We start from the raw sequence: 21392 nt of genomic DNA on the forward strand, positions 1-21392 counted from the left end.
CCGCTTTCGTTGGATTGCCTTCATTTTCGCATGGTTTCCGTTTGTATTGAAGGTGGGTTAGATTTGACGCTTACGTTTTTTTCATGTATCAAGAAAGTTCCATTCAGGATGTTTTACTCAGGTTGATCCCCAGCATTCCTCCAAAAGCGCCAAGAATGAAGGCTGCAGACAAGTGCAAAAGATCCTGTATATTTACACGCGAATCCAAGGCCAAAAAGCCGATCACCAGAACGGCTATCCCGTAAACCACCCCCGTTAGTCCCCCTTGATACCAGCCTTTTTTTTCCGATCTTCTGCCTGATACAAAACCGCCTGCCAGCATGGAGATGCCATGAACAATGTAAGTGAAAAGGGATAAGTCCTGCTCCTGCATGCCGGTGAGCCATAGCAGCAAGGACAGTATAAGCGCCCCGACCATCATCCATACAAAAGCATAGAACAGACCGGATAAAAGGGGGCTGGATACACGATTGGACCAACGGCGGATCAAATCCATCTTACTGACCTCCTCCGAAAATATCATATATCCCATTCTATGGCCGCGCGGCCGCAGATAGTACAAGCTATCCTTTTTCGCCGTTACTTTTTCCATTAATTAAAAGTCAATTTTACTGTATGCGACGACCTGGTCAGGGCGAGAATACCTATACGCGTTCTGATCTCCCAAGTGGGGTACACAGGAGGATGAGATTTGCTATGGTTGACCATATAGGAATGCATATCTTTCGTACGGTGCTGATGTATGTGGTGCTTTATGTGATTATGCGGATCATGGGCAAACGGGAAATTGGCAAGCTGTCCCTCTTTGATCTGATTATTTCTATCATGATGGCCGAAATTGCTGTTTTTTCGCTGGAGGATGTCGATCGTCCTCTTTATAATGCGTTTGTGCCTCTGGTAACACTGCTGATCCTTCAGATCAGCATAGCTTATATTAGTCTGAAAAACCGTGGCTTACGGCTGTGGTTTGACGGCAAGCCTGCAGTAATTATTGCCGGAGGCGAGCTGGATCGCGAAATCATGGCCAAGCAGCGATACAATCTGGATGATTTGATGCTCCAGTTGAGGGAGCAAAATATAGCCAGTATATCGGAAGTAGATTATGCGATCCTGGAGACGAGCGGCAAACTTACGGTGATCCCGAAAATAAACGGCCTTGAGAATACGGACAATTCAGAGAATGCAGCCTCACCATCTGCTAAAGGGGGCGTGTCCTCTCCCACCAGGAAGGATCTTGAAAAGTTCAAGTATGAAGGGCTCCCCATTCCGCTCATTATGGACGGTAAAGTGCAGGACGCCAATCTTGAGAAGTTAAACAAGACCAGATTCTGGCTGAAAAATCAAATTCAGCTTCAAGGCCATAACGATTTCAAGGATATTTTTCTGTGTACATTGGACCACAACGGCAAGCTGTATGTCAGTGCGGGGGACAGGAGGCAATAAGCGCTTTTTCCCGGCTATTCCTCTCAGGTTCTGAACCACCTCCGCACAAAGGGGATGCGGTGCAACTGATCCCACACGATCATGCCTGTACAAGTCATAAACACCAGATACAGCACTATTCCGCTCAAAGACGAACTGATAAACTGCAGCCAAAGCGAGTCGCTGAAAGGAAGATGGCGGTAGGCATACAACACGGCCCCGCCCATCAAAAGCATCCCGGCAACCGTTTTGAACCAATCCCCTGGCTTCATCTGATAGCCAAGCAGTCTGCTTACACTGTATCCATGCAGCAGGGTCACAGCCATGCTGTTTACACATATGGCGGTTACGCCACCGTAAATACCGTATTCGGGCCGGGATGCAAGGGCGATGATCAGCGTGATTTTAATAATAGCCCCTGCTGCGGTATTCATGAGCGCCTGGCCTGGACGATTTAACGCCTGCAGGGCAGCTTGCAAGGGGGCTTGAATATAAATGAACAGGGCAAATGGAGCCATAAGCTTCAGCATCCCGGCGGCCTCTGTGCTGTTGTACAGCAGCATACATACCGGCTCAGCGAGCACGTACATTAGTACGGCAAACGGAGCGCCGGTAACCAGAGAGAGCCGCAGAGACTGGTTCAGCCGGCTGTGAACAACCGTCCAGTTCCCTCCTGCAGCAGCTTCGGACAGGGAAGGAACGAGCGAGATAGCCAGAGAAGTGGTCAAGGCGCCGGGCAGAAGCAGCACCGGGATGATCATGCCTTGCAGCACACCATACTGGGCGGTTGCTACGGCGGTTGCAATTCCTGCAGCCGCAAGGCTGCGCATCAGCACGATTGATTCAAGCAGGTAGGAAATTGAACCGACCAGTCTGCTGGCGGTCACCGGTATGGATAGGGACAGCAGGGGCCTGAGTATTTTCACTTTTCCGGAAAGACTCCCCTTAGGTTGAATATCCTTAGGAGGATCCTTATGGTGCCTGACGTACTGCCACAGCAATACGAACATGCCGATCAGTTCGCCGACCATGGCTCCAAGCATAGCGCCGGCGGCAGCAAATTCGATTCCCTTGGGCAGCAGCAGATACGAAAACCAAATGACACAAATAATACGGATGACGGTTTCGGCTATGGAAGATGCCGCGGACGGAATCATGTTTTGCTTCCCTTGAAAGTAGCCGCGGTACACCGATGATACTGCCACGATAACAATCATGGGCGTCATACTGACAAAAGTGTGGTACACACGGTTGTCTGTAAGAATATGGTTTGTAATCCAGGGAGCAAAGACAAGGCAGAGAATCAGAAATATCATACCCAGGGCAACCGTGAATTCGAGTGAAGTATACAGGATACGACTGGAGCGCTCCGGGCGCCCCTCCGTCTCGGCTTCAGCGACCAGTTTGGCGACAGCCAAAGGGATTCCTCCGGTGATGAGTGTGATGATGACTATGAAAAACGGGTATCCCTGCTGGTACAATCCGACGCCTTCCGGACCGATGATACGGGGAAGCATAATGCGCGGAACGAAGCCTAGCAGCCGGTTGATGATACCTGCGGCAAGCAGTATGATGGCTCCTTGAATAAAGGTTTGTTTTCTCAACCGCAACTCCCTCTTCCGTCAGATTTGGGCTGAACCTGCTTACAGCATGTAGTAAATGGATATGCCTAACCTGTCCTCTTTCATGACAAGCCTGTGAATAACCTGAATGGTAAATTAAGAAAGGCGGGATATTGTAGTTGACGGAAGGACGGATTACATATATTGTTTGCATGTACGGTTTATGTTTGCTGGACGGCTAAGAGCGAGTAGAATCCTTTTAATAGCACGGTTCAGGAGGTTGAAGCCAATGGGCATGGAAGAGCTGGATGAACATTATCTGGAAGAGGCTGTGGAGATGCTGTGCCGCAGCAAAGCTGAAGAGCTTAGAATGGTAGGCTACGAGTATGTGACCAGCAAGGATGTCTGGGACTGTGTGAGCAGTAAATATGAGCAAGAGGGAATCCCCCCGCTGCATAAGCTTGTGAACGATATTCTTTCGCTGAAAGCGACCAGCTTCATGAACTTTTTAACGATGTCCGCACTCCGGGGATCCACTTTCGAATAGGGAGGGGATCTTTTTTGTGGTCAAATTGACTGCATTTGCTGAGGTGCTATAATAGGAATATTGAGAATTGAAAGGGGATCATGGGACGGCATGAAGAGAGTGGTAAGTTTCATCCTGGTCGTGCTCATAACCGCTGGAGTTATGATCGGGACCAGCCCGGCCTTATTGCAAAGCTTAAAATTGGGCCTCGACTTAAAGGGAGGCTTTGAAGTTTTATACGAAGCAGAGCCCATGCAGGGAGGACAAGCAGTAACACGAGAATCGCTTTTGCAGACTGCCAAAAGTCTTGAGGCAAGAATCAATGCTATGGGGACCAGCGAACCTGAAGTAACCACGGAAGGGAGTAACCGTATCCGTGTACGGATTGCTGGTGTGACGAATGAAGCGGAAATGCGCGCCATGCTGAAGAAACCGGCTCAATTGACTTTCCGCAGCGCGGCTGAGGGAGATAAGCCGGGAACTTACAGCAAAATTGAGCTGCGCGGTGAGGATTTTGTAGAAAACGGCGCTTCTGTTGTATCCAATTCATTGAATCAGCCCGAAATTAGCATTAAAGTGAAGGACAGCGCCAAATTTGCTGAGTTAACCAAGCGCTTGACTGGAAAAGTGCTGGCCATTTATCTTGATGAGGAACTGCTTTCAGCTCCAGAGGTAAGACAACAGCTAACAGACGGCAACGCCTCGATTACAGGTAGTTATACTCGTGAAGAAGCAAGCCGCATTGCCGATACCATTAATCTGGGTGCACTGCCGCTCAGCCTTACAGAGAAATATTCGCAGAGCGTCGGCGCCACACTGGGGCAATTATCGTTGCATCAGACGATTGTTGCGGGTCTGATCGCATCGGTTATTATTTTGCTGTTCATGATTCTGATGTATCGTGTTCCGGGCCTGATTGCCAGCTTCTGTCTGATTCTGCATACATGGCTGGTGCTTGCCATCTTCTATTTCGGTGATTTCGTGCTGACACTGCCGGGAATCGCGGCCTTCGTGCTCGGGATCGGCATGGCGGTCGACGCGAATATCATTACTTATGAACGGATCAAAGAGGAGATTCTTAGCGGCAAGTCCATCCGCTCTTCTATGGTTGCCGGAGGCAAGAATTCCTTCCGTACCGTAATGGACGCCAATATTACAACAATTATTGCAGGGCTTGTCATGTTTGCACTGGGTACGGGTTCCGTTAAAGGTTTTGCCCTGGTGCTAATCGTGGACATTGTCGTAAGTATTCTTACCAACGTGTTCTTCTCACGTTTCCTGCTCAATCTCCTGATCAAGGCTGATGTGATTAAGAAGCCTAAGTATTTCGGTGTAAAGGAGAGTGAGATTCGTGCGCTTTAATTGGAATTGGGATTATATGAAGGCCAGCAAATATTTTTACGGATTCTCGATTGCGCTGGCTATCGTAGGGATTATATGTGTGTCCATTTTCGGACTTAATTACGGCGTCGATTTCCGTTCAGGGTCCAATATAGACGTGAATTTGACGAAACCGGTTACTCAGGCCCAGATTCAATCTTTGCTGGATTCACAGGGAATTGGAGAAGATGTTGATTACACGCCTGGGAATGACCGCTTCGGCATTCGCTTCTCCAAAGTACTAAACGATCAGCAGGTCAATGAATTGAAATCTGCCTTTAACTCGAAGCTGGATCAAGGAGCTTCCTTCGAAGTCAATACCGTGGATACGGAGATGGCCAAGGAACTGGAGCGTAACGCCATTTACGCGGTTTTGATTGCCTGTGTGGCGATCGCGATTTTCGTATCCATCCGTTTCGAATGGCGCTTTGCCATTGCGGCGATTGTATCGCTGTTGCATGACGCGATTCTGGTCATCGCCATCTTTGCCATTTTCCGGCTGGAGATCGATCTGACCTTTATTACCGCGATTTTGACCATCGTAGGTTTCTCGATTAACGATACGATTGTTATATTTGACCGTATCCGTGAAAATCTGCGCTTTGCAAAGAAAAAGTCCAAGACAGATCTAGCGGATGTCGTCAACCAGAGCATTGCCCAAACGATGACTCGCTCGCTGGCCACTGTCTTTACCGTTTTCATTGCATCGGCATGTCTGCTGATCTTCGGCGGTGCTTCCATCCGAATGTTCTCGCTCTCTATGGTTATTGGTCTGCTCTTTGGGGCCTACTCCTCCATCTTTATTGCGGCGCCGCTGTGGCTTGGCTTGAAATCCAAGCAGAAGCCGCCTGCAGCCAAAGCGGCAAAACCGGCCAATCCATAAATGAAACTGAGCACAGGAAGCCGCGTCTGACAGGGCGCGGCTTTCTAGTCCATTCGTTTGTCCAAGGCATGTACAGGAATGAGGGGGAACTGTTGTGAAAAGCGAACGTAGCCGGTCATCGGAGACGGCGGCGTGGACAGGAATCGCCGGTGACCTGATAATAACTCTGTTAAAAGGCGCTGCAGGATATATCTCGGGCAGCAAGGCATTGATGGGAGACGGGCTGTATGCCGCGTCAGATGCAGCGGCAGGTCTGGCCCGGCGTCTGACTGCCGGGAAGCCCGGAGCCCGAGTGGAAAGACGAAGCCATCACGATAATCCAAAGGCACGTCCTGCTGTCCCTGTACTGTTTGCGATTCTGTTATTAATGACCGGATTGGAGCTGGCAGGCACGGCTATACGATCTCTGGTTGCGGGTGAGCCTTCTGTGCCGGGAATCTATGCTTTGATTACCGCATTTGCCGCATTAGCTCTAAAGGAAGCCTTTTTTCAATTCCAATACAGATTCATCAAGAAAAAAGGTGGAGCGGAAGTAAATACTCACATTAATGAACATCGTTTCTCGCTATATTCATCTTTAACAGCCATTCTCGGGATGAGTGGAGCGATGGCAGGCCAGGCATTCGACCTGAGTTTGCTTCTTTATCTGGATCCGGTTGCGGGCCTGCTCATCGCCTGCCTTGTGCTTCGCAAAGGCTATTTACTGATTGTGCAATCCGTTTACGGTCCCCTTGTTGAGGAGCTTCGGGAAGAGGATGTACGTCTATATATGGAGACGGTTCAGAGAGTGCGTGGTGTAGTTACCATTGTAAGCCTGAAGGCAGTGGAGTTTAACGATGCCGTAACCATTGACGCTCTTATCAGCGTAAGTCCCCGCATCACGGTGCAGGAGGCGCAGGAAATTGCGGAACGTGCCAGGACGCTGCTGATGACCCGTTTTGCCAGAGTGACAGATGTCAAAATACAGTTTAGCCCTTATCAGTCGCTTTACCCGTACAAGACGAATCATGAACTGCCAGAGAATGATGTTTCGCCGCTAATCCAATGAGTGAAGCGGACGGCACGGAAAGTAAGGTGAAATCTATTGCTTCAATCGCAGTACCGCTGGAAAATTGCAGAGCCGTACCCTGCTGTCAGAGACGAGCTGGCCCGTGAACTGCAAATTTCTCCTCTGCTGGCTTCATTGCTGGCAAACAGGGGGATAGACACGTCCGAGTCGGCACACCGCTTTTTGCACGGACAGGATGAATCGATGTATGACCCGTATTTGCTGCTGGGTATGGACCGGGCGATCCCGCGTATCCGGGAGGCGCTTGAGCGTAATGAACATATATTAATTTACGGGGATTACGATGCCGACGGTGTATCCAGCACAGCGCTTATGATTCAATTGATGAGACGTTTGAGGGCTTCTTATGACATCTATATCCCTCATCGCTCCAATGAAGGCTATGGCTTGCATAATCATGCCATGGATTGGGCTCACCAGCAGGGGGTTAGCCTGGTCATTACGGTAGATACCGGAATCAGCGCGGTGGAGCAAATTGCTTATGCCGCGGCACTTGGGATGGATGTGATCGTGACAGATCACCACGAACCGCCGGCTGTTATGCCGGAAGCTTATGCCCTCATTAATCCGAAGATTCCCGGATGTCCGTATCCGTTTAAGGGGCTTGCCGGAGTAGGAGTGGCCCTCAAGCTGGCACAGGCTCTGCTGGGTGAAGTTCCTGCCCATTGGTTCGAGATTGCCGCGATTGGAACGGTAGCGGATCTGATGCCGCTGCATGATGAGAACAGGGTCATCGTCCGTCGGGGAATCGAGGCGATGAGAGCCTCTGCTTTCCCGGGCATAGAGGCGCTGCTGCAGATAAGCGGGGTAGACATGGCCGCTGTAAGCTCTGTCAATATTGCTTTTGCGCTGGCGCCACGCATCAATGCGAGCGGACGGCTGGATCATGCCGGAAGGGCTGTGGCGCTTCTGACCACCGAGGATGCCGGTGAAGCGGACAAGCTTGCCCACGAGCTGGATCTGTTGAACAAGGAACGCCAGCAGGTGGTTAACGATATCGTAGGCCAAGCCATTGAAATGCTGGAAGACAAAATTAGCGGCTCTGGTCTGCCTCCGGTCATTGTCATTGCGGGGGAAGGCTGGAATGTGGGGGTTGTCGGCATTGTGGCATCCAAGCTGCTGGAGCGTTATTATCGTCCAACAATTATTTTGGGTATAGACCCGGAAACCGGGAATTGCAAAGGCTCAGCCCGCTCTATTCCTGGTCTTGATATTTATGAAGCTCTGACGGATTGCAAAGAGCTGATGGATCACTTTGGCGGGCATCCTTCAGCCGCCGGGATGAGTCTGCATCGTGACAGGCTGGAGCAGTTTGAGCAAAGGCTTCATCATTTTGCGGATGCCCGTTTGTTGCCTGAGCATTTCGTTCCGGTTGCCGAGGTTGATGTGGAATGCAGATTGGGTGAGCTGAACGTGAATGTTGCCGAGCAGTTGGAGCTGCTGCAGCCGTTTGGCATGGCCAATCCGTCTCCGCGTCTGGTGTTGCGTAAGCTGCGGCTTCGTGAGGCCCGGAAAATGGGCAAGGAAAAAACGCATCTGAAGCTGGTCATGGAGCAGGACGGCTCCATGCTGGATGTGGTTGCCTTCGGGCGCGGAGAGCTTGCGGATTTTCTGCAGCCAGGTTTATTAGTGGATGTGCTGGGGGAATTATCCATAAATGAGTGGAACGGCAAGCGTTCACTGCAGCTTATGCTGCAGGATATCCAGGTAACGGCGTCGCAGGTATTTGATTTCCGTGGAGAAGCGGACCCGGTAGGACTTATTGTACGCTGTACACGCATCTTTCATCAGGACAGTGCAGACCGCGCGCCTGTGGCTGCCGTTGTCGGCCCCCATTCACCTTTTCGCAAGACAAGCTCATTGAATGCTGACCGGATTTGGGTATATGATAAGAATACTGGCATCCTGCCGGAGAACGAATCAGCAGATCTGGCGGTTAAGGACACTGTGCGGACTTTGTTTTTGCTTGATCTTCCGGGAACCAGAGAACAGTTTAATGCCTTGTGGACGATATTTCCCAAGGTGGAGAATATCGTTGTCATGCATTCCAAGAATGGCTACCATGGCCGGCTGGAAGCGCCCGACCGTGAGCAATTCAAGCGCATTTACGTGCTTCTGAGAAAGCTGGGATCGGGCCCGCTTGATGAAAAAACGATTCTTCCCGCATTAAGCCGGCAATGCTCGGTTTCTGTAAGAATGATGTCCAGGGTGCTGGAAGTATTTGAAGAGCTCGGTTTTGTACATAGAGAGGACGGGAAATTAAGCTGTGTCCCTAATCCACCCAAAAAAGAGCTGACTTCTTCGCACCGGTTTCATGAACTGAATGAAGCCGCCGAGATGGAGCGTTACCTGCTTGATGCTGAAACACCCCAGCTGGCCAACTGGATGATGTCCAGGCTGGAAGGGGTATCCTGAACCGGAACGCTTCATTACATCTCATAAATCATGACATTCCTGCATGCTTCAGACTTACTTTATAAGATTTCTATTTCAGGTAGGAGGATCCATTTTGGACTATAAACAGTATATTCGTGTTATTCCTGATTTCCCGCAGCCGGGCATCAGCTTCAAGGACATTACAACATTGTTGAATCGGGGAGATATTTACCGCCAAGCGATTGACGAACTGAGGGTCATGGTATCGGATTTAAAAATCGATTTGATTGCCGGACCTGAAGCGAGAGGTTTTGTGGTAGGTGCTCCTTTGGCTTATGCCTTGGGCGTGGGTTTTGTTCCCATTCGTAAAAGTGGCAAGCTGCCAGGCGAAACGGTTGAAGCCGGTTATGACCTGGAATACGGATCAGACAAGCTGGCCATGCATAATGATGCCGTCAAGCCGGGGCAAAATGTGCTGATTGCGGATGATCTGCTGGCTACAGGCGGTACTATCTCCACCTCCGTCAATTTGGTACGCCAACTCGGCGGCAATGTGGCAGGGGCTGCCTTCCTGATCGAGCTGGCTGAACTGAACGGGCGCGCCAAGCTGCCTGATGTGAATGTATTTTCACTGGTAACCTATTAAAAATGAAATAGCAAAAGCCCCCGGTTTCCTCTTTGAGGAAGCCGGGGGCTTTTTTGCATGTAATGGATCGGATCAATCCGATGTTTTCTCTACAAAGGGCTTATCGGTTTTGTCGTTGGACAAGCCCATGACGTCAAACAGCTTGAACAGCAGGCTGAGCAGGATACCCACTACTGTTGCCAAAGCCATACCTTTAAGCTCGACAGTTCCCAGCGTCAGTTTGACGCCGCTGATGCCGACAACAAGCACTAGTGTGGCGAGAAGCATATTGGTCGCTTTGGAGAAATCGACCTTCTGCTCCACGAAGATACGCAATCCGGACGCGGCAATGACACCGAACAGCAGCAAGGATACGCCGCCCATGACCGGAGTGGGGATGTTGGCGACGACCGCCGAGAACGTCCCGGAGAAAGAGAGCAAAATTGCAATAATGGCCGCACCTCCGATGACCCATATGGAATATACTCTGGTAAGAGCCATGACCCCGATATTTTCCCCATAGGTCGTATTTGGTGTGGAGCCTACAAAGCCGGACAGAATGGTTGAAATTCCGTTGCCAAGCAGGGAGCGGTGCAGGCCGGGATCCTTGGATAAATCCTTGCCAACGATATTACCTGTTACCAGCAGGTGGCCGATATGCTCTACGATGACAACGAGAGACACCGGCAAAATGGTCAAAATAGCTGTCATATTCCAGGTAGGCGTCGTAACGGTCGGGAAATCCAGAAAATGTGCTGCGGTAATGTTGCCTGTATTCACCATCCCCATCGCATAAGCGAGTAAATAACCGACAATAATGCCAAGCAGGATATGAATGATTTTGGCAAAGCCGCGGAACAGGACGGCTCCCAGTACAGTGACTGCCATGGTTACCAGGGCAAGTGTGATGCTCTTTGGATCGGGCGTCCACGCTTGTGTTGGGTTCGTGTTGATAAAACCGGCCATGCCGGCCGCAACCGGAACGAGCTCAAGGCCGATTAATGCCACAATGGCTCCCATGACAGCCGGAGGGAATACAACATCGAGCCATGTAGTGCCAGCAACTTTCACAATGAGGGCAACAATACAAAATACCACACCGGTAACAATAAATGCACTTAGCGCCATGGAATAGCCCGACTCCGGGTTGGCGGCCAGCACGATTCCCACCGGGGAGAGAAAAGCAAAGCTGGAACCAAGATAGGCCGGGATTTTGCCGCGGCAGAGAAAAATGTAAAACAGGGTGCCGATGCCATTCATGAGCAGAATCATGCCTGGATCGACACCGAATATGTTCGGCACGAGCACGGTGCTGCCGAACATCGCAAAGAGGTGCTGAAGGCTCAAGAGAAATCCGGGGCCCAGCGGAAGCTTTTCTTGTACTTGAATTTCGCGCTGCAAAGCATTCACTCCTTAAGTGAAATGTTGAAAGTGTAAAAAGACGCAGCTTTCATCCCGCCTTTAGTCATTCTTACTTACATTAAAGACTTTCAGCAAATTTTTCAATAACAAATATTCCGTTTTAGTTCGAGTTCAAAAAGTCAGGTTTTCAGCACCGAAGCCTATGCTTCCGAAGTGCGTTTTTTCAAAACGCTGGAGTTGAATGAAGTTAGGGACTGAGGAGCGGAGCGTACATGGGTACGTGAGCACCTGAAATGTTTCCGCAGGAACATGCTTCGGAAGCATCCGCTTAGGCCCGGCTGAATTCAAGATTCGATGTCGAATCCGCTCCATGACTTACTTCGTGATCAAAAGATGACTTTTTGAACAACCTCTTTTATTCATTGTTTTTCGTCATATATTACCTTACTTAATCTTCACGCTCCGACAGTTGACGTTCCGGGCTGCAACCGTCATAATTATAGGAAATCACTTTGGGGAACCTGCACGAGCTTCGCAAACCGTCGGGTTCCATTTTGTATAGAAAGGACACGGATAAGAGCAGAATGGGCATAGAGCAATTACTTGAAAAGGCTGGAGCCTATATCCGGGAACCCGATCTTCTCCGCATCCGGGAAGCCTATGACTTCGCAGATCAGGCTCATCATGGCCAGACCCGTAAATCGGGTGAGCCTTACATTCTTCACCCGCTGGCTGTAGCTGATATTGTCGTAAACATGCAGATGGATACTCTCTCCGTCATTGCGGCTCTTCTGCATGATGTAGTGGAGGATACGACGGTATCGCTGGATGAGATCCGCGAACATTTTGGCGATACATGCGCGATGCTGGTGGACGGACTCACGAAGCTCGAACGCATCCAGTTCCGCTCCAAAGAAGAGCAGCAGAATGAAAATTACCGCAAAATGTTTATTGCCATGGCGCAGGATATCCGGGTCATTGTCATTAAGCTTGCGGATCGTCTGCACAATATGCGAACGCTAAAATATCAGTCAGAAGAGAGCCAACGCCGGATTTCTTACGAAACTTTGGAGATCTTCTGTCCGGTGGCGAACCGCCTGGGTATATCGGCCATTAAATGGGAAATGGAAGACATCGCGCTCCGGTATTTGAACCCGCAGCAGTATTACCGTATTGCCAACCTGATGCACAAAAAGCGGGCGGAACGGGAGCAATTTATAGAGAATGTCATTGCTAAAATAAGGGAAAAACTGGATGAAATGAGTATACATGCTGATTTATCCGGGCGCCCCAAGCATATATACAGTGTTTTCAAGAAAATGACGACCAAGAACAAGCAGTTCAACGAAATCTATGATCTGCTTGCTATTCGTATTATTGTCGACAACATCAAGGACTGCTATGCGACACTGGGCATTATCCATACGCTCTGGAAACCGATGCCCGGGCGCTTTAAGGACTATATCGCCATGCCGAAGGCGAATATGTACCAGTCCCTGCACACCACCGTGGTAGGACCAAACGGGGAGCCCACAGAGGTGCAAATACGCACGACGGAGATGCACCGGACGGCAGAGTACGGGATCGCCGCACACTGGGCCTATAAAGAAGGCAGTAACGGAAATGTTAATCCCGAGGATACTATCACCTTCTTTCGTGAGATTCTGGAGCTGCAGAATGAAGCCAAGGACGCCTCGGAGTTTGTGGAATCGCTCAAAATGGACTTTTTCTCCGATCTGGTGTTTGTATTTACACCTAAAGGTGAGGTCATTGAGCTGCCAGCCGGTTCGGTGCCGCTTGATTTCGCTTTTCGTATTCATACGGAGGTCGGCAACCGGACGATTGGCTCCAAGGTCAACGGAAGGATCGTGCCCCTCGATTACCGGCTGAAAACCGGGGATATTGTCGAAATCATGACCTCCAAGCATTCCTATGGCCCGAGTCAGGACTGGCTGAAAATAGTGCAGTCGTCCCATGCCCGCAGCAAGATCAAGCAATGGTTCAAGAAGGAGAAACGGGAAGAGAATGTGGAAAAGGGCCGGGAGAGCCTGGAGCGCGAGCTGAAGCGCCTCGGCATCGACCCGTCCGCCTGGATGACAGACGACAAGCTGCAGGAGGTCGCCAACAAATTCGCGTTCCACGACACGGAGGACATGCTTTCGGCTATCGGCTTTGGCGGGATTACGGCCGCGCAGATATGTACGCGGTTGACGGAAAAGCTGCGTAAAGAAAGAGAATTGGAAGAAGCGAAGCAGCTTGAACTGACGTCCGAGATGAAGGAGATCAAGCCGAACACGGAACGGAGAGGACGCCCCACCAACGGAGTTCGGGTGGAAGGTATCGATAATTTGCTCGTTCGTTTTGCCCGCTGCTGCAACCCTGTGCCCGGAGACAATATCGTCGGATATATAACAAGAGGACGGGGAGTATCCGTGCACCGTAGCGATTGTCCTAACATTCCAGGCAGTGGTGGTGACGGGGAAGAGCAGGCAAGGGTCATCGACGTTGAATGGGAAGAAGCAGTTGAGGCCAATTACAGTGTTGATATCGAAGTTACGGGCCATGACCGCAACGGGCTCATGAATGAAGTGCTGCAGGCCATTTCGGAGAGCAAGACGAATCTTGCCGCGATCACAGGCCGCTCTGACAAGAACAAGATGGCCATGATGCACATTACCATTCTGATACGCAATACTGAGCATTTGCATTCTGTTGTGGAACGGATCAAACGGGTGAAAGACGTGTACACCGTACACCGAATCATGCAGTAGCAGACTATTAGTGCAAGGAACGGAGAATAAGGAATGAGGATCGTCATACAACGCTGCAAGCAGGCGAAGGTTACCGTTGAGGGCGCGGTTGTGGGCCGGATTGCCGAAGGTCTAATGATTCTTGTAGGCGTCACGCATGAGGATACGGAGAAGGATGCGGTGTATGTGGCTGATAAGGCAGCTGATCTCCGTATTTTTGAGGACGAGGCGGGGAAAATGAATCACAGTGTGCTGGAGGCCGGGGGTGCTGTGCTCTCTGTGTCCCAATTTACGCTGTACGGGGATAGTCGTAAAGGCAGAAGGCCAAATTTCATGGCCGCTGCCAAGCCGGAGATCGCTGAAGGCCTCTATGAAGCTTTTAACCGCCGTTTGCGGGAGCGAGGGCTGACGGTTGAGACGGGCAGGTTCGGTGCGATGATGGACGTGTCCCTGACCAATTGGGGGCCTGTAACGATGATCGTGGACAGCCGCTCCGAATAAGAACTTCCAGCAACAAAATAAGCGGATAAACGTCTGCGAATCTGATCAAAGGGATCGGGTTTGCGGACGTTTTTGCTTTTCATAAGCTTCTGCCGTTAGGGAAATGCTAATAGCTGTCAATGATCAGCAGGCAGGAGGGTGAAATCCATGCGGCAAGCTCCCAAAGAAGCAGGTGCTGTAACCACCGCAGTTTGTTTTCCCGGAAGCAGGAAAGAGGCGGTGGCTATTACGGCGGCTGATGAAAGGTCGTCAGAATTCTGCGCTTTGGGCAAAGGGAGAGGACTTGAAGGGAATCTGCCGCCAAGGCAGGCACAGATGTATTAAGTAACTCAGGGTGCGTGTTAGATATAAGGAAATTTCGGGTAATAACAGAATGTGAATATCCTACCGGAAAGGAGTTTTGAGCAATATGAGTAAAGTAGCTTTTTTGCTGGCAGTAGAAGCGTTAATTCTGCTAGCTGGACAAAATCCTGAGGGAGGGTTTTGACATGCCAAAGCAAATTCAAGCCTATTTCAAGACCGAAGACGAGGCGGAGGGGGCAAGAACCTCTTTGCAAGCCTATCGGACAGAGCATCTGGAAGTCGGGCAGTTGGGTGGAACGTTGGGACGGGACAGACGCCTATTGATCCCATTCGTTCCCTACAATACAGCCGGGTCAATGAATACGGGCGGTGCCGCGGGTGCTGTCGCAGCGGGGACGAGCTATGGTGACAGCGTCGTTTCGTTGGCATCTGACAGAAATCAGGAAGGCGTCCGCAGAGAAGATTTGCAGGATACCCCCGGTTTGCTGGATGCAATGGATGTATTCTCGTCAGAGGATAATGACAAGCTGCAATATGTCCTGTCGGCGAAGGTGGACGATGCGGATTATGAGGAAATTGTGCACAAGCTGCGTGCCAACCATGCTTATGTCGACCGCTTCGACGAATAAGGTCAGCTTCCGCCCAGCCTGCACAAATATCGTCAAAAACCTACTGTAATACAAATGTAATATTAACAAAACAATCCCTTAATATTGCTTGTATATAATAGCAGCATGACCCCCTTTAATATATCCTTTATGAACCCTGCGGACCGTTTCCGCAGGTTTTTTTTGCCCAAATTATGCTGTTTTCTGACATCGGATGATACACCATCTTGACTTTGCCACGCTAGTTCATTAAAATCAGGAAATAATAATCTGCATAATGATTTGATGACGGGACCGAGTACTCCGACCCCACATGCACAGAGAGGAGCTTCCAGGCTGTAAAAGCTCCCTTGATGAGCGGACGAATGACTTCCCCGAGAACAGACGGCGAACCTCCACGGCATTTTGATGAATTATGGTGGTCAGTAGCTGTGCTGCGCGGCACGGGCGTTATACGTTGAGCGGATATGAGCGTGAACTTTTTAAGTCAGGCGGCATATTCCGGAATGTGGGTGGTACCACGGGTGATTATATAAACGGCAATCTCTCGTCCCTGTTTTATGAACAGGGCGGGAGATTTTTTGTTTTGTTCACGGATTGCCAAGAAGACGGGCTGCTGCCTAAGAACAGGCAGATTGGCACAATTAGACGGAGGGATGATGGACATGGCCTTTCAAAAACCGACCGGCACGCAGGATCTGCTGCCAGGTGTTGTGGAAAAGTGGCAGTTTGTCGAAAAAAAAGCGCGGGAACTATGCCGCCGCTTCAACTACCGTGAAATCCGCACTCCGCTGTTCGAGCAGACAGAGCTGTTCGTTCGTGGTGTAGGCGAGACGACGGATGTTGTGGAGAAGGAAATGTACACGTTCAGGGACAAGGGCGACCGCAGCATGACGCTGCGCCCGGAAGGAACAGCCGGTGTTGTACGGTCTTTTGTGGAAAATAAGCTGTATGGCGAGCCTGATGTAACCAAACTGTATTATATCGGGCCGATGTTCCGTTATGAACGGCCCCAGGCCGGGCGCCAGCGCCAGTTTCACCAATTCGGTGTGGAGGCGTTCGGAGCTACTGATCCGGCCATTGATGCGGAGGTTATCGCGCTAGGCTACCAGTTCTGCCTTGATTTGGGACTGAAGGGAGTGCAGGTGGAACTGAATTCCGTCGGCAATCCGGCCAGCCGGGCGGCCTACCGCCAGCGCCTGCTGGATTTCCTGAATCCCCTGCGTGATACGCTATGCAAGGACTGTCAATCCCGGATGGATCGCAACCCGCTGCGCGTGCTGGACTGCAAGGTGGATCAGGACAAGTTCAAGGACGCACCGTCCATTCTCGACAGTCTGGATGAGGAGTGCACCGTACATTTTCAGAAGGTGCGGCAGTATTTGACGGATATGGGTGTCGAGTACAAGCTGAATCACCGGCTCGTGCGCGGTCTTGATTACTACACGATGACAGCCTTCGAGCTTAAAGCCGAAGGGATTGGCGCCATTGACACCATTGGCGGCGGAGGCAGATACAACGGGCTTGTAGGTGAACTCGGAGGACCGGATCAGCCAGGTATCGGCTTTGGCATCGGGCTGGAGCGTATTCAGCTGATTCTGGAACACCAGTCGATCGGGCTTGATGCCGTCAAACCGCTGGATGTATATCTGGTGGCTCTTGGCGAAGCTGCCAACCGTGAAGTGACGAAGCAACTGTTCAAGCTCCGTCGTGCAGGCTATTCCGCCGAACGCGACTATCTGGGCCGCAAGATGAAGGCACAGATGAAATCGGCCGACCGGTTCCATGCCCGTTATACTGCGATCCTCGGCGATGAAGAGCTGGAGCGCGGCGAGATTGCGCTCAAGTCGATGGATAGCGGGGAGCAGCGGACGGTCCGTCTCGATGATCTTGTTAATGAGTTGAAACCACTGGCTTAACCTTCATAACCGTTTAAAATTCAAAATGATAAAGGGGATGCAAGCATGAAAAGGACTCACCATTGTGGAGAGCTAACTACAGCCAACATCGGAGAAACCGTCGTCCTGAACGGATGGGTGCAGACGCGCCGTGACCTTGGGGGCGTGCTGTTTATCGATCTTCGCGACCGCAGCGGGATCGTGCAAATCGTATTTAATCCTGCTTATTCGGGAGATGCGCTGCAGATTGCAGACCGTGTCCGCACGGAATATGTGCTTGAGGTCAAAGGGGAAGTTGTGCAGCGTGACGCTGAAACGGTAAACCCGAATTTGCCTACAGGTCAGGTTGAGGTCCGCATTACCGAGATCGAGGTGCTGAACGCGGCCAAAACTCCTCCGTTCTTCATTGAGGACGGTATTGAAGTCGACGAATCGCTCCGTCTGAAATATCGTTATCTGGACTTGCGCCGTCCTGAGATGCACCAGACACTGAAGCTGCGTTCCAAAGCAGCCAAGGTGTTCCGTGATTTCCTGGACGGGGAGGATTTCATCGAGGTAGAGACACCCATATTAACGAAAAGCAGCCCGGAAGGGGCACGGGACTATCTGGTGCCAAGCCGTGTGCATGATGGCGAGTTTTTCGCGCTGCCGCAGTCGCCGCAAATTTACAAACAGCTGCTGATGGTGGGCGGGCTTGAGCGCTACTATCAAATTGCCCGCTGCTTCCGCGATGAAGATCTGCGCGCAGACCGTCAGCCTGAATTTACACAGGTCGATATCGAGACCTCTTTCATGCAGCAGGACGATCTGTTGGGAATGATGGAGCAGCTGATGGTGAAGCTGTTCCGTGAGACGATCGGTGTGGAGCTGGAGACGCCGTTCCAACGCATCACCCATGCGGAAGCGATGAGCAAGTATGGTTCTGATAAGCCGGATCTTCGCTTCGGTCTGGAGCTGATTGAGATGAACGATCTGCTGGCAAACAGCGGTGTGAAGGTATTCTCCTCCGTCATTGAGAAGGGTGGAGAAGTGAAGGTGCTGAACGCCAAGGGCTGCGGCACCTGGACACGCAAGGAGATTGACGATCTCGGACCTTATGCCGCACGTTACGGCGCGAAGGGTCTGGCCTGGATTCAGGTGAAAGATGGTGAGTTCAAGGGACCGATCGTGAAGTTCTTTACGCCGGAAGAGATTGAAGCAGTAAGAGAACGCACGGGAGCTGAAGAGGGGGACCTGCTTCTCTTCTCAGCAGACAACAAAAAGGTAGTCGCGGACGTTCTTGGTGCGCTTCGTCTCAAGATCGGCCGCCAGCTCGGTCTCATCGATGACAGCAAATTCAAGTTTGTATGGGTAGTGGACTTCCCGCTGCTTGGATATGATGAAGAGCAAAAACGCTATGTAGCGGAGCATCATCCGTTCACACGTCCGAAGGATGAAGACCTTGCCTTGTTCGACACCGATCCTGGCAAAATCCGCGCACAGGCTTATGATATTGTCCTGAACGGATATGAAGTAGGGGGCGGCTCCATGCGGATCTACAAGCGGGACGTGCAGGAGAAAATGTTCAACGCGATCGGTTTGTCTGCTGAAGAAGCCAAGGATAAATTCGGCTACCTGCTGGATGCCTTTGAATACGGCACACCACCGCATGGCGGCATTGCCTTCGGCTTCGACCGTCTGGTCATGCTGCTCTCCGGACGCACGAATCTGCGTGAGACGATTGCATTCCCGAAAACGGCAAGCGCAACCGACTTGCTGATGAACGCGCCTTCCGCAGTCGATGCCAGTCAGCTGGAACAGCTGCATATTCGTCTTGCACCGAAGCCTGCAAGCACGAAGGCTTAATGCTCATTTCCTGAATATGAGTTAAAAGGAGGTATCCGGTATGCTGCACCAATTTTCCCGTACCGAATTGGCGATCGGCCCTGAAGGTCTCGAAAAGATGAAAAACAGCACGGTGGCTGTGCTCGGCATCGGCGGTGTCGGTTCTATTGCCGTTGAGGCCTTGGCGCGTACGGGCATCGGCCGCATCATCCTGATTGACAAGGATGTTGTGGATATCACGAATATTAACCGGCAAATTCACGCTCTGACGACAACCATTGGACAGAAGAAAGCGGATTTGATGGTGGAACGGGTGAAGCTGATCAATCCGGAATGTGAAGCGATTGCGCTGAACATGTTTTACACGGAAGAGACATACGAAGAGCTGTTCAAATACGAGCTTGATTATGTCATCGACGCTTCCGATACAATCATATACAAGATTCATTTGATCAAGGAATGCCTGCAACGGAATATCCCGATCATTTCAAGCATGGGGGCGGCCAATAAAATGGACCCGACCAAATTCCAGGTCGCGGACATATCCAAAACGTCCATGGACCCGATCGCAAGAGTGATTCGCACCAAGCTGCGCAAAGACGGGATCAAAAAGGGCGTGAAGGTCGTATTCTCCACCGAAGAGCCGATGAAGCCGCGCCAGGATGTAACCCAGCGGATTGTGCCGGACAATGCGCCCGAGATCCGCAAAGCCAAGCAGCCGCCTGCCAGCAATGCCTTTGTTCCGCCAGTGGCCGGACTGATCATGGTGAGCGTTGTGGTTAAAGAGATGCTTGCTGTGGAAAAATAGGACTCCAGGCAGCGGAGTTATTATGAACATGACGAAAGGCCTGCGAAGCCTCCGAATAGGCTCGCAGGTCTTTTGCCCATGTTTGCGGCATGGGATAGAGCTTACATCGCTTGTAAAAGAGAAGCCGGGCGATGTATGATGAGAATGTTTGCTTGTCCAACAAGATTACCCAGAAGATGTGGAGGCAGTACGTTTATGGATAAGGGCTTTCTATCCCGCAGCCTCGGGCTGAGGCCCGGGGATCTATGGAAAAAGGAAATCGCGGCAGGACTGATTTCTTATTTTTCGGTTGTATATATTGTGCTTGTGAATGCGGCTATCCTTTCTGATGCGGGGATGCCGCTGCAGGGAGCCATGCTGGCCACGCTGCTTACTTCCGCTGCCGGCTGCCTGCTGATGGCATTTGGCGGGAAGTCGCCGATTGTCGTTGTGCCGGGCATGGGAATCAATGCGTTTTTCACCTATACGTTGGTGCATTCCATGAAACTGAGCTGGCAGGAAGCGCTGACTGTAGTTTCGATTACCGGCGTTCTCTTTGCCTTCGTCGCTTTTACGTCCCTGTACCGGACGATCAGTGAGGCGATTCCACACAACCTGCAGCATGGCATTACCGTGGGAATCGGGCTGTTCCTGACCTTTATTGGTCTGCAAAAGAGCGGCATTGTGATCGCTCACCAGACTACATTCGTCGCAATTGGGCATTTTAATGATCCGGGAGTGATCACGGCCTGCATGACACTGCTGCTGGCGCTTGTCCTTTTTATCCGCAAAGTGCAGGGGGGACTGCTGATCAGCATGCTGGCAGGAACGGCGCTCGGTTATGCACTGGGAGCGGTGCACCCGGACGGCATGACGAAGAGTGAGGACACGGTGCAGCAGTTCGGGGAGCTGTTCGCACATCTTACGCTGTCCGGCTTTGCCACGCTGGCCTTCTGGATTGCCGTGTTCCTGCTGCTGCTGATTGTGGTATTTGAAAACATCGGGCTCATCGCCGGCCAGACGGGAATGATCGGCAGACCTGAGACCTTCAAAGGCAGCCTGCGGGCATTGGCGGTCAGCAACATCCTGGCCGGCCTGTTCGGCAGCAGTCCGACCGTAGCCGCAGCGGAGTCTACCGCAGGCATTGCCGCTGGCGGAAGAACCGGTATGACCCCTTTGGTGGCCGCGCTAATGTTCGGGCTGACCTTTTTCTTTATCCCCATGCTGACGTATATCCCTGACAGTGCGATCGCGCCAGTGCTCATTATCATCGGTGGGCTTATGGTGCAAAATGTGCGCGAAATGGATTTTTCAAGCTTTACGGACGCGTTCCCGGCTTTTCTGATCATGGTGATGATCCCATTTACCTATAGCATCGTGGACGGGATGGCCTTTGGTTTTATCGCTTATCCCCTTGCCAAGCTGGCTGCGGGAAAAGGCAGGGAAGTTCCGCGTGTACTGTATGTAATATCCCTGCTGTTCATTGCCAATTTTGTGCTGAACGCTAATTTGTAAG

The 21392-nt window shown here is 51.2% G+C and carries 18 protein-coding genes; 15 read left to right on the forward strand and 3 right to left on the reverse strand.

The window, feature by feature from the left end:
* Window positions 1–103: 103 nt before the first annotated feature.
* On the reverse strand, window positions 104–496 hold the full coding sequence (locus tag ACE5LO_RS17330; protein ID WP_375521268.1) for a TIGR04086 family membrane protein: 393 nt from the start codon (window positions 494–496) through the stop codon (window positions 104–106).
* Window positions 497–696: 200 nt separating this feature from the next.
* Between ACE5LO_RS17330 and ACE5LO_RS17335 the strand changes: the two genes are divergently transcribed.
* The gene (locus ACE5LO_RS17335; protein ID WP_375521269.1) at window positions 697–1443 is read left to right on the forward strand and encodes a YetF domain-containing protein; all 747 of its coding nucleotides are present in this window, start codon (window positions 697–699) and stop codon (window positions 1441–1443) included.
* A 23-nt stretch (window positions 1444–1466) separates the two neighbouring features.
* Here ACE5LO_RS17335 and spoVB read toward each other — a convergent pair whose 3' ends face one another.
* A complete protein-coding gene (spoVB, locus tag ACE5LO_RS17340) occupies window positions 1467–3026 on the reverse strand; it encodes a stage V sporulation protein B (RefSeq protein WP_375521270.1) in 1560 nt (519 codons plus the stop codon).
* Between the two features lie 247 nt (window positions 3027–3273).
* On the opposite strand from spoVB, the gene ACE5LO_RS17345 reads away from it, so the two are divergent.
* The 6 genes from ACE5LO_RS17345 to ACE5LO_RS17370 all read left to right on the forward strand — a co-directional run bounded on the left by ACE5LO_RS17345 (window position 3274) and on the right by ACE5LO_RS17370 (window position 9864).
* Complete coding sequence (locus ACE5LO_RS17345; RefSeq protein WP_375521271.1) at window positions 3274–3531, forward strand: post-transcriptional regulator; 258 nt, start codon at window positions 3274–3276, stop codon at window positions 3529–3531.
* Window positions 3532–3621: 90 nt separating this feature from the next.
* Complete coding sequence (gene secD / locus ACE5LO_RS17350) at window positions 3622–4872, forward strand: protein translocase subunit SecD (RefSeq protein WP_375521272.1); 1251 nt, start codon at window positions 3622–3624, stop codon at window positions 4870–4872.
* Window positions 4862–5773 (forward strand): protein translocase subunit SecF, encoded by a 912-nt coding sequence (secF, locus tag ACE5LO_RS17355; protein WP_375521273.1) that lies wholly within the window; start codon window positions 4862–4864, stop codon window positions 5771–5773. Before secD ends, secF begins: the two co-directional genes overlap by 11 nt.
* A 94-nt stretch (window positions 5774–5867) precedes the next feature.
* Entirely contained in the window at window positions 5868–6821 is a 954-nt protein-coding gene (locus ACE5LO_RS17360) for a cation diffusion facilitator family transporter (protein ID WP_375521274.1), read from the forward strand.
* 36 nt (window positions 6822–6857) lie between these two features.
* The gene (gene recJ / locus ACE5LO_RS17365) at window positions 6858–9257 is read left to right on the forward strand and encodes a single-stranded-DNA-specific exonuclease RecJ (RefSeq protein ID WP_375521275.1); all 2400 of its coding nucleotides are present in this window, start codon (window positions 6858–6860) and stop codon (window positions 9255–9257) included.
* Window positions 9258–9351: 94 nt separating this feature from the next.
* Entirely contained in the window at window positions 9352–9864 is a 513-nt protein-coding gene (locus ACE5LO_RS17370) for an adenine phosphoribosyltransferase (RefSeq protein ID WP_375521276.1), read from the forward strand.
* 72 nt (window positions 9865–9936) lie between these two features.
* Here the strand turns inward: ACE5LO_RS17370 and uraA are convergent, their stop codons facing one another.
* Window positions 9937–11244, reverse strand: coding sequence for a uracil permease (uraA, locus tag ACE5LO_RS17375; protein WP_375521277.1), 1308 nt, complete (start codon window positions 11242–11244; stop codon window positions 9937–9939).
* Between the two features lie 545 nt (window positions 11245–11789).
* Here uraA and ACE5LO_RS17380 point away from each other — a divergent pair.
* From ACE5LO_RS17380 to ACE5LO_RS17415, 8 genes are all read left to right on the forward strand, one after another.
* Window positions 11790–13976, forward strand: a complete 2187-nt coding sequence (locus tag ACE5LO_RS17380; RefSeq protein WP_375521349.1) for a RelA/SpoT family protein — start codon at window positions 11790–11792, stop codon at window positions 13974–13976.
* A 33-nt stretch (window positions 13977–14009) separates the two neighbouring features.
* Window positions 14010–14456, forward strand: a complete 447-nt coding sequence (gene dtd, locus ACE5LO_RS17385) for a D-aminoacyl-tRNA deacylase (protein ID WP_375521278.1) — start codon at window positions 14010–14012, stop codon at window positions 14454–14456.
* A 147-nt stretch (window positions 14457–14603) separates the two neighbouring features.
* On the forward strand, window positions 14604–14780 hold the full coding sequence (locus tag ACE5LO_RS17390) for a hypothetical protein (protein ID WP_375521279.1): 177 nt from the start codon (window positions 14604–14606) through the stop codon (window positions 14778–14780).
* A 164-nt stretch (window positions 14781–14944) separates the two neighbouring features.
* Window positions 14945–15388, forward strand: coding sequence for a hypothetical protein (locus tag ACE5LO_RS17395; RefSeq protein ID WP_375521280.1), 444 nt, complete (start codon window positions 14945–14947; stop codon window positions 15386–15388).
* Between the two features lie 644 nt (window positions 15389–16032).
* Window positions 16033–17286 (forward strand): histidine--tRNA ligase, encoded by a 1254-nt coding sequence (hisS, locus tag ACE5LO_RS17400; RefSeq protein ID WP_375521281.1) that lies wholly within the window; start codon window positions 16033–16035, stop codon window positions 17284–17286.
* A gap of 45 nt (window positions 17287–17331) precedes the next feature.
* Window positions 17332–19110, forward strand: a complete 1779-nt coding sequence (gene aspS / locus ACE5LO_RS17405) for an aspartate--tRNA ligase (RefSeq protein WP_375521282.1) — start codon at window positions 17332–17334, stop codon at window positions 19108–19110.
* 40 nt (window positions 19111–19150) lie between these two features.
* A complete protein-coding gene (locus ACE5LO_RS17410) occupies window positions 19151–19897 on the forward strand; it encodes a tRNA threonylcarbamoyladenosine dehydratase (RefSeq protein WP_375521283.1) in 747 nt (248 codons plus the stop codon).
* Window positions 19898–20092: 195 nt separating this feature from the next.
* Window positions 20093–21391, forward strand: coding sequence for an NCS2 family permease (locus ACE5LO_RS17415; protein ID WP_375521284.1), 1299 nt, complete (start codon window positions 20093–20095; stop codon window positions 21389–21391).
* Window position 21392: the final 1 nt, after the last annotated feature.

Origin of the sequence: Paenibacillus medicaginis (assembly GCF_042138635.1) — a bacterium.
Lineage (GTDB): Bacteria > Bacillota > Bacilli > Paenibacillales > Paenibacillaceae > Paenibacillus > Paenibacillus medicaginis.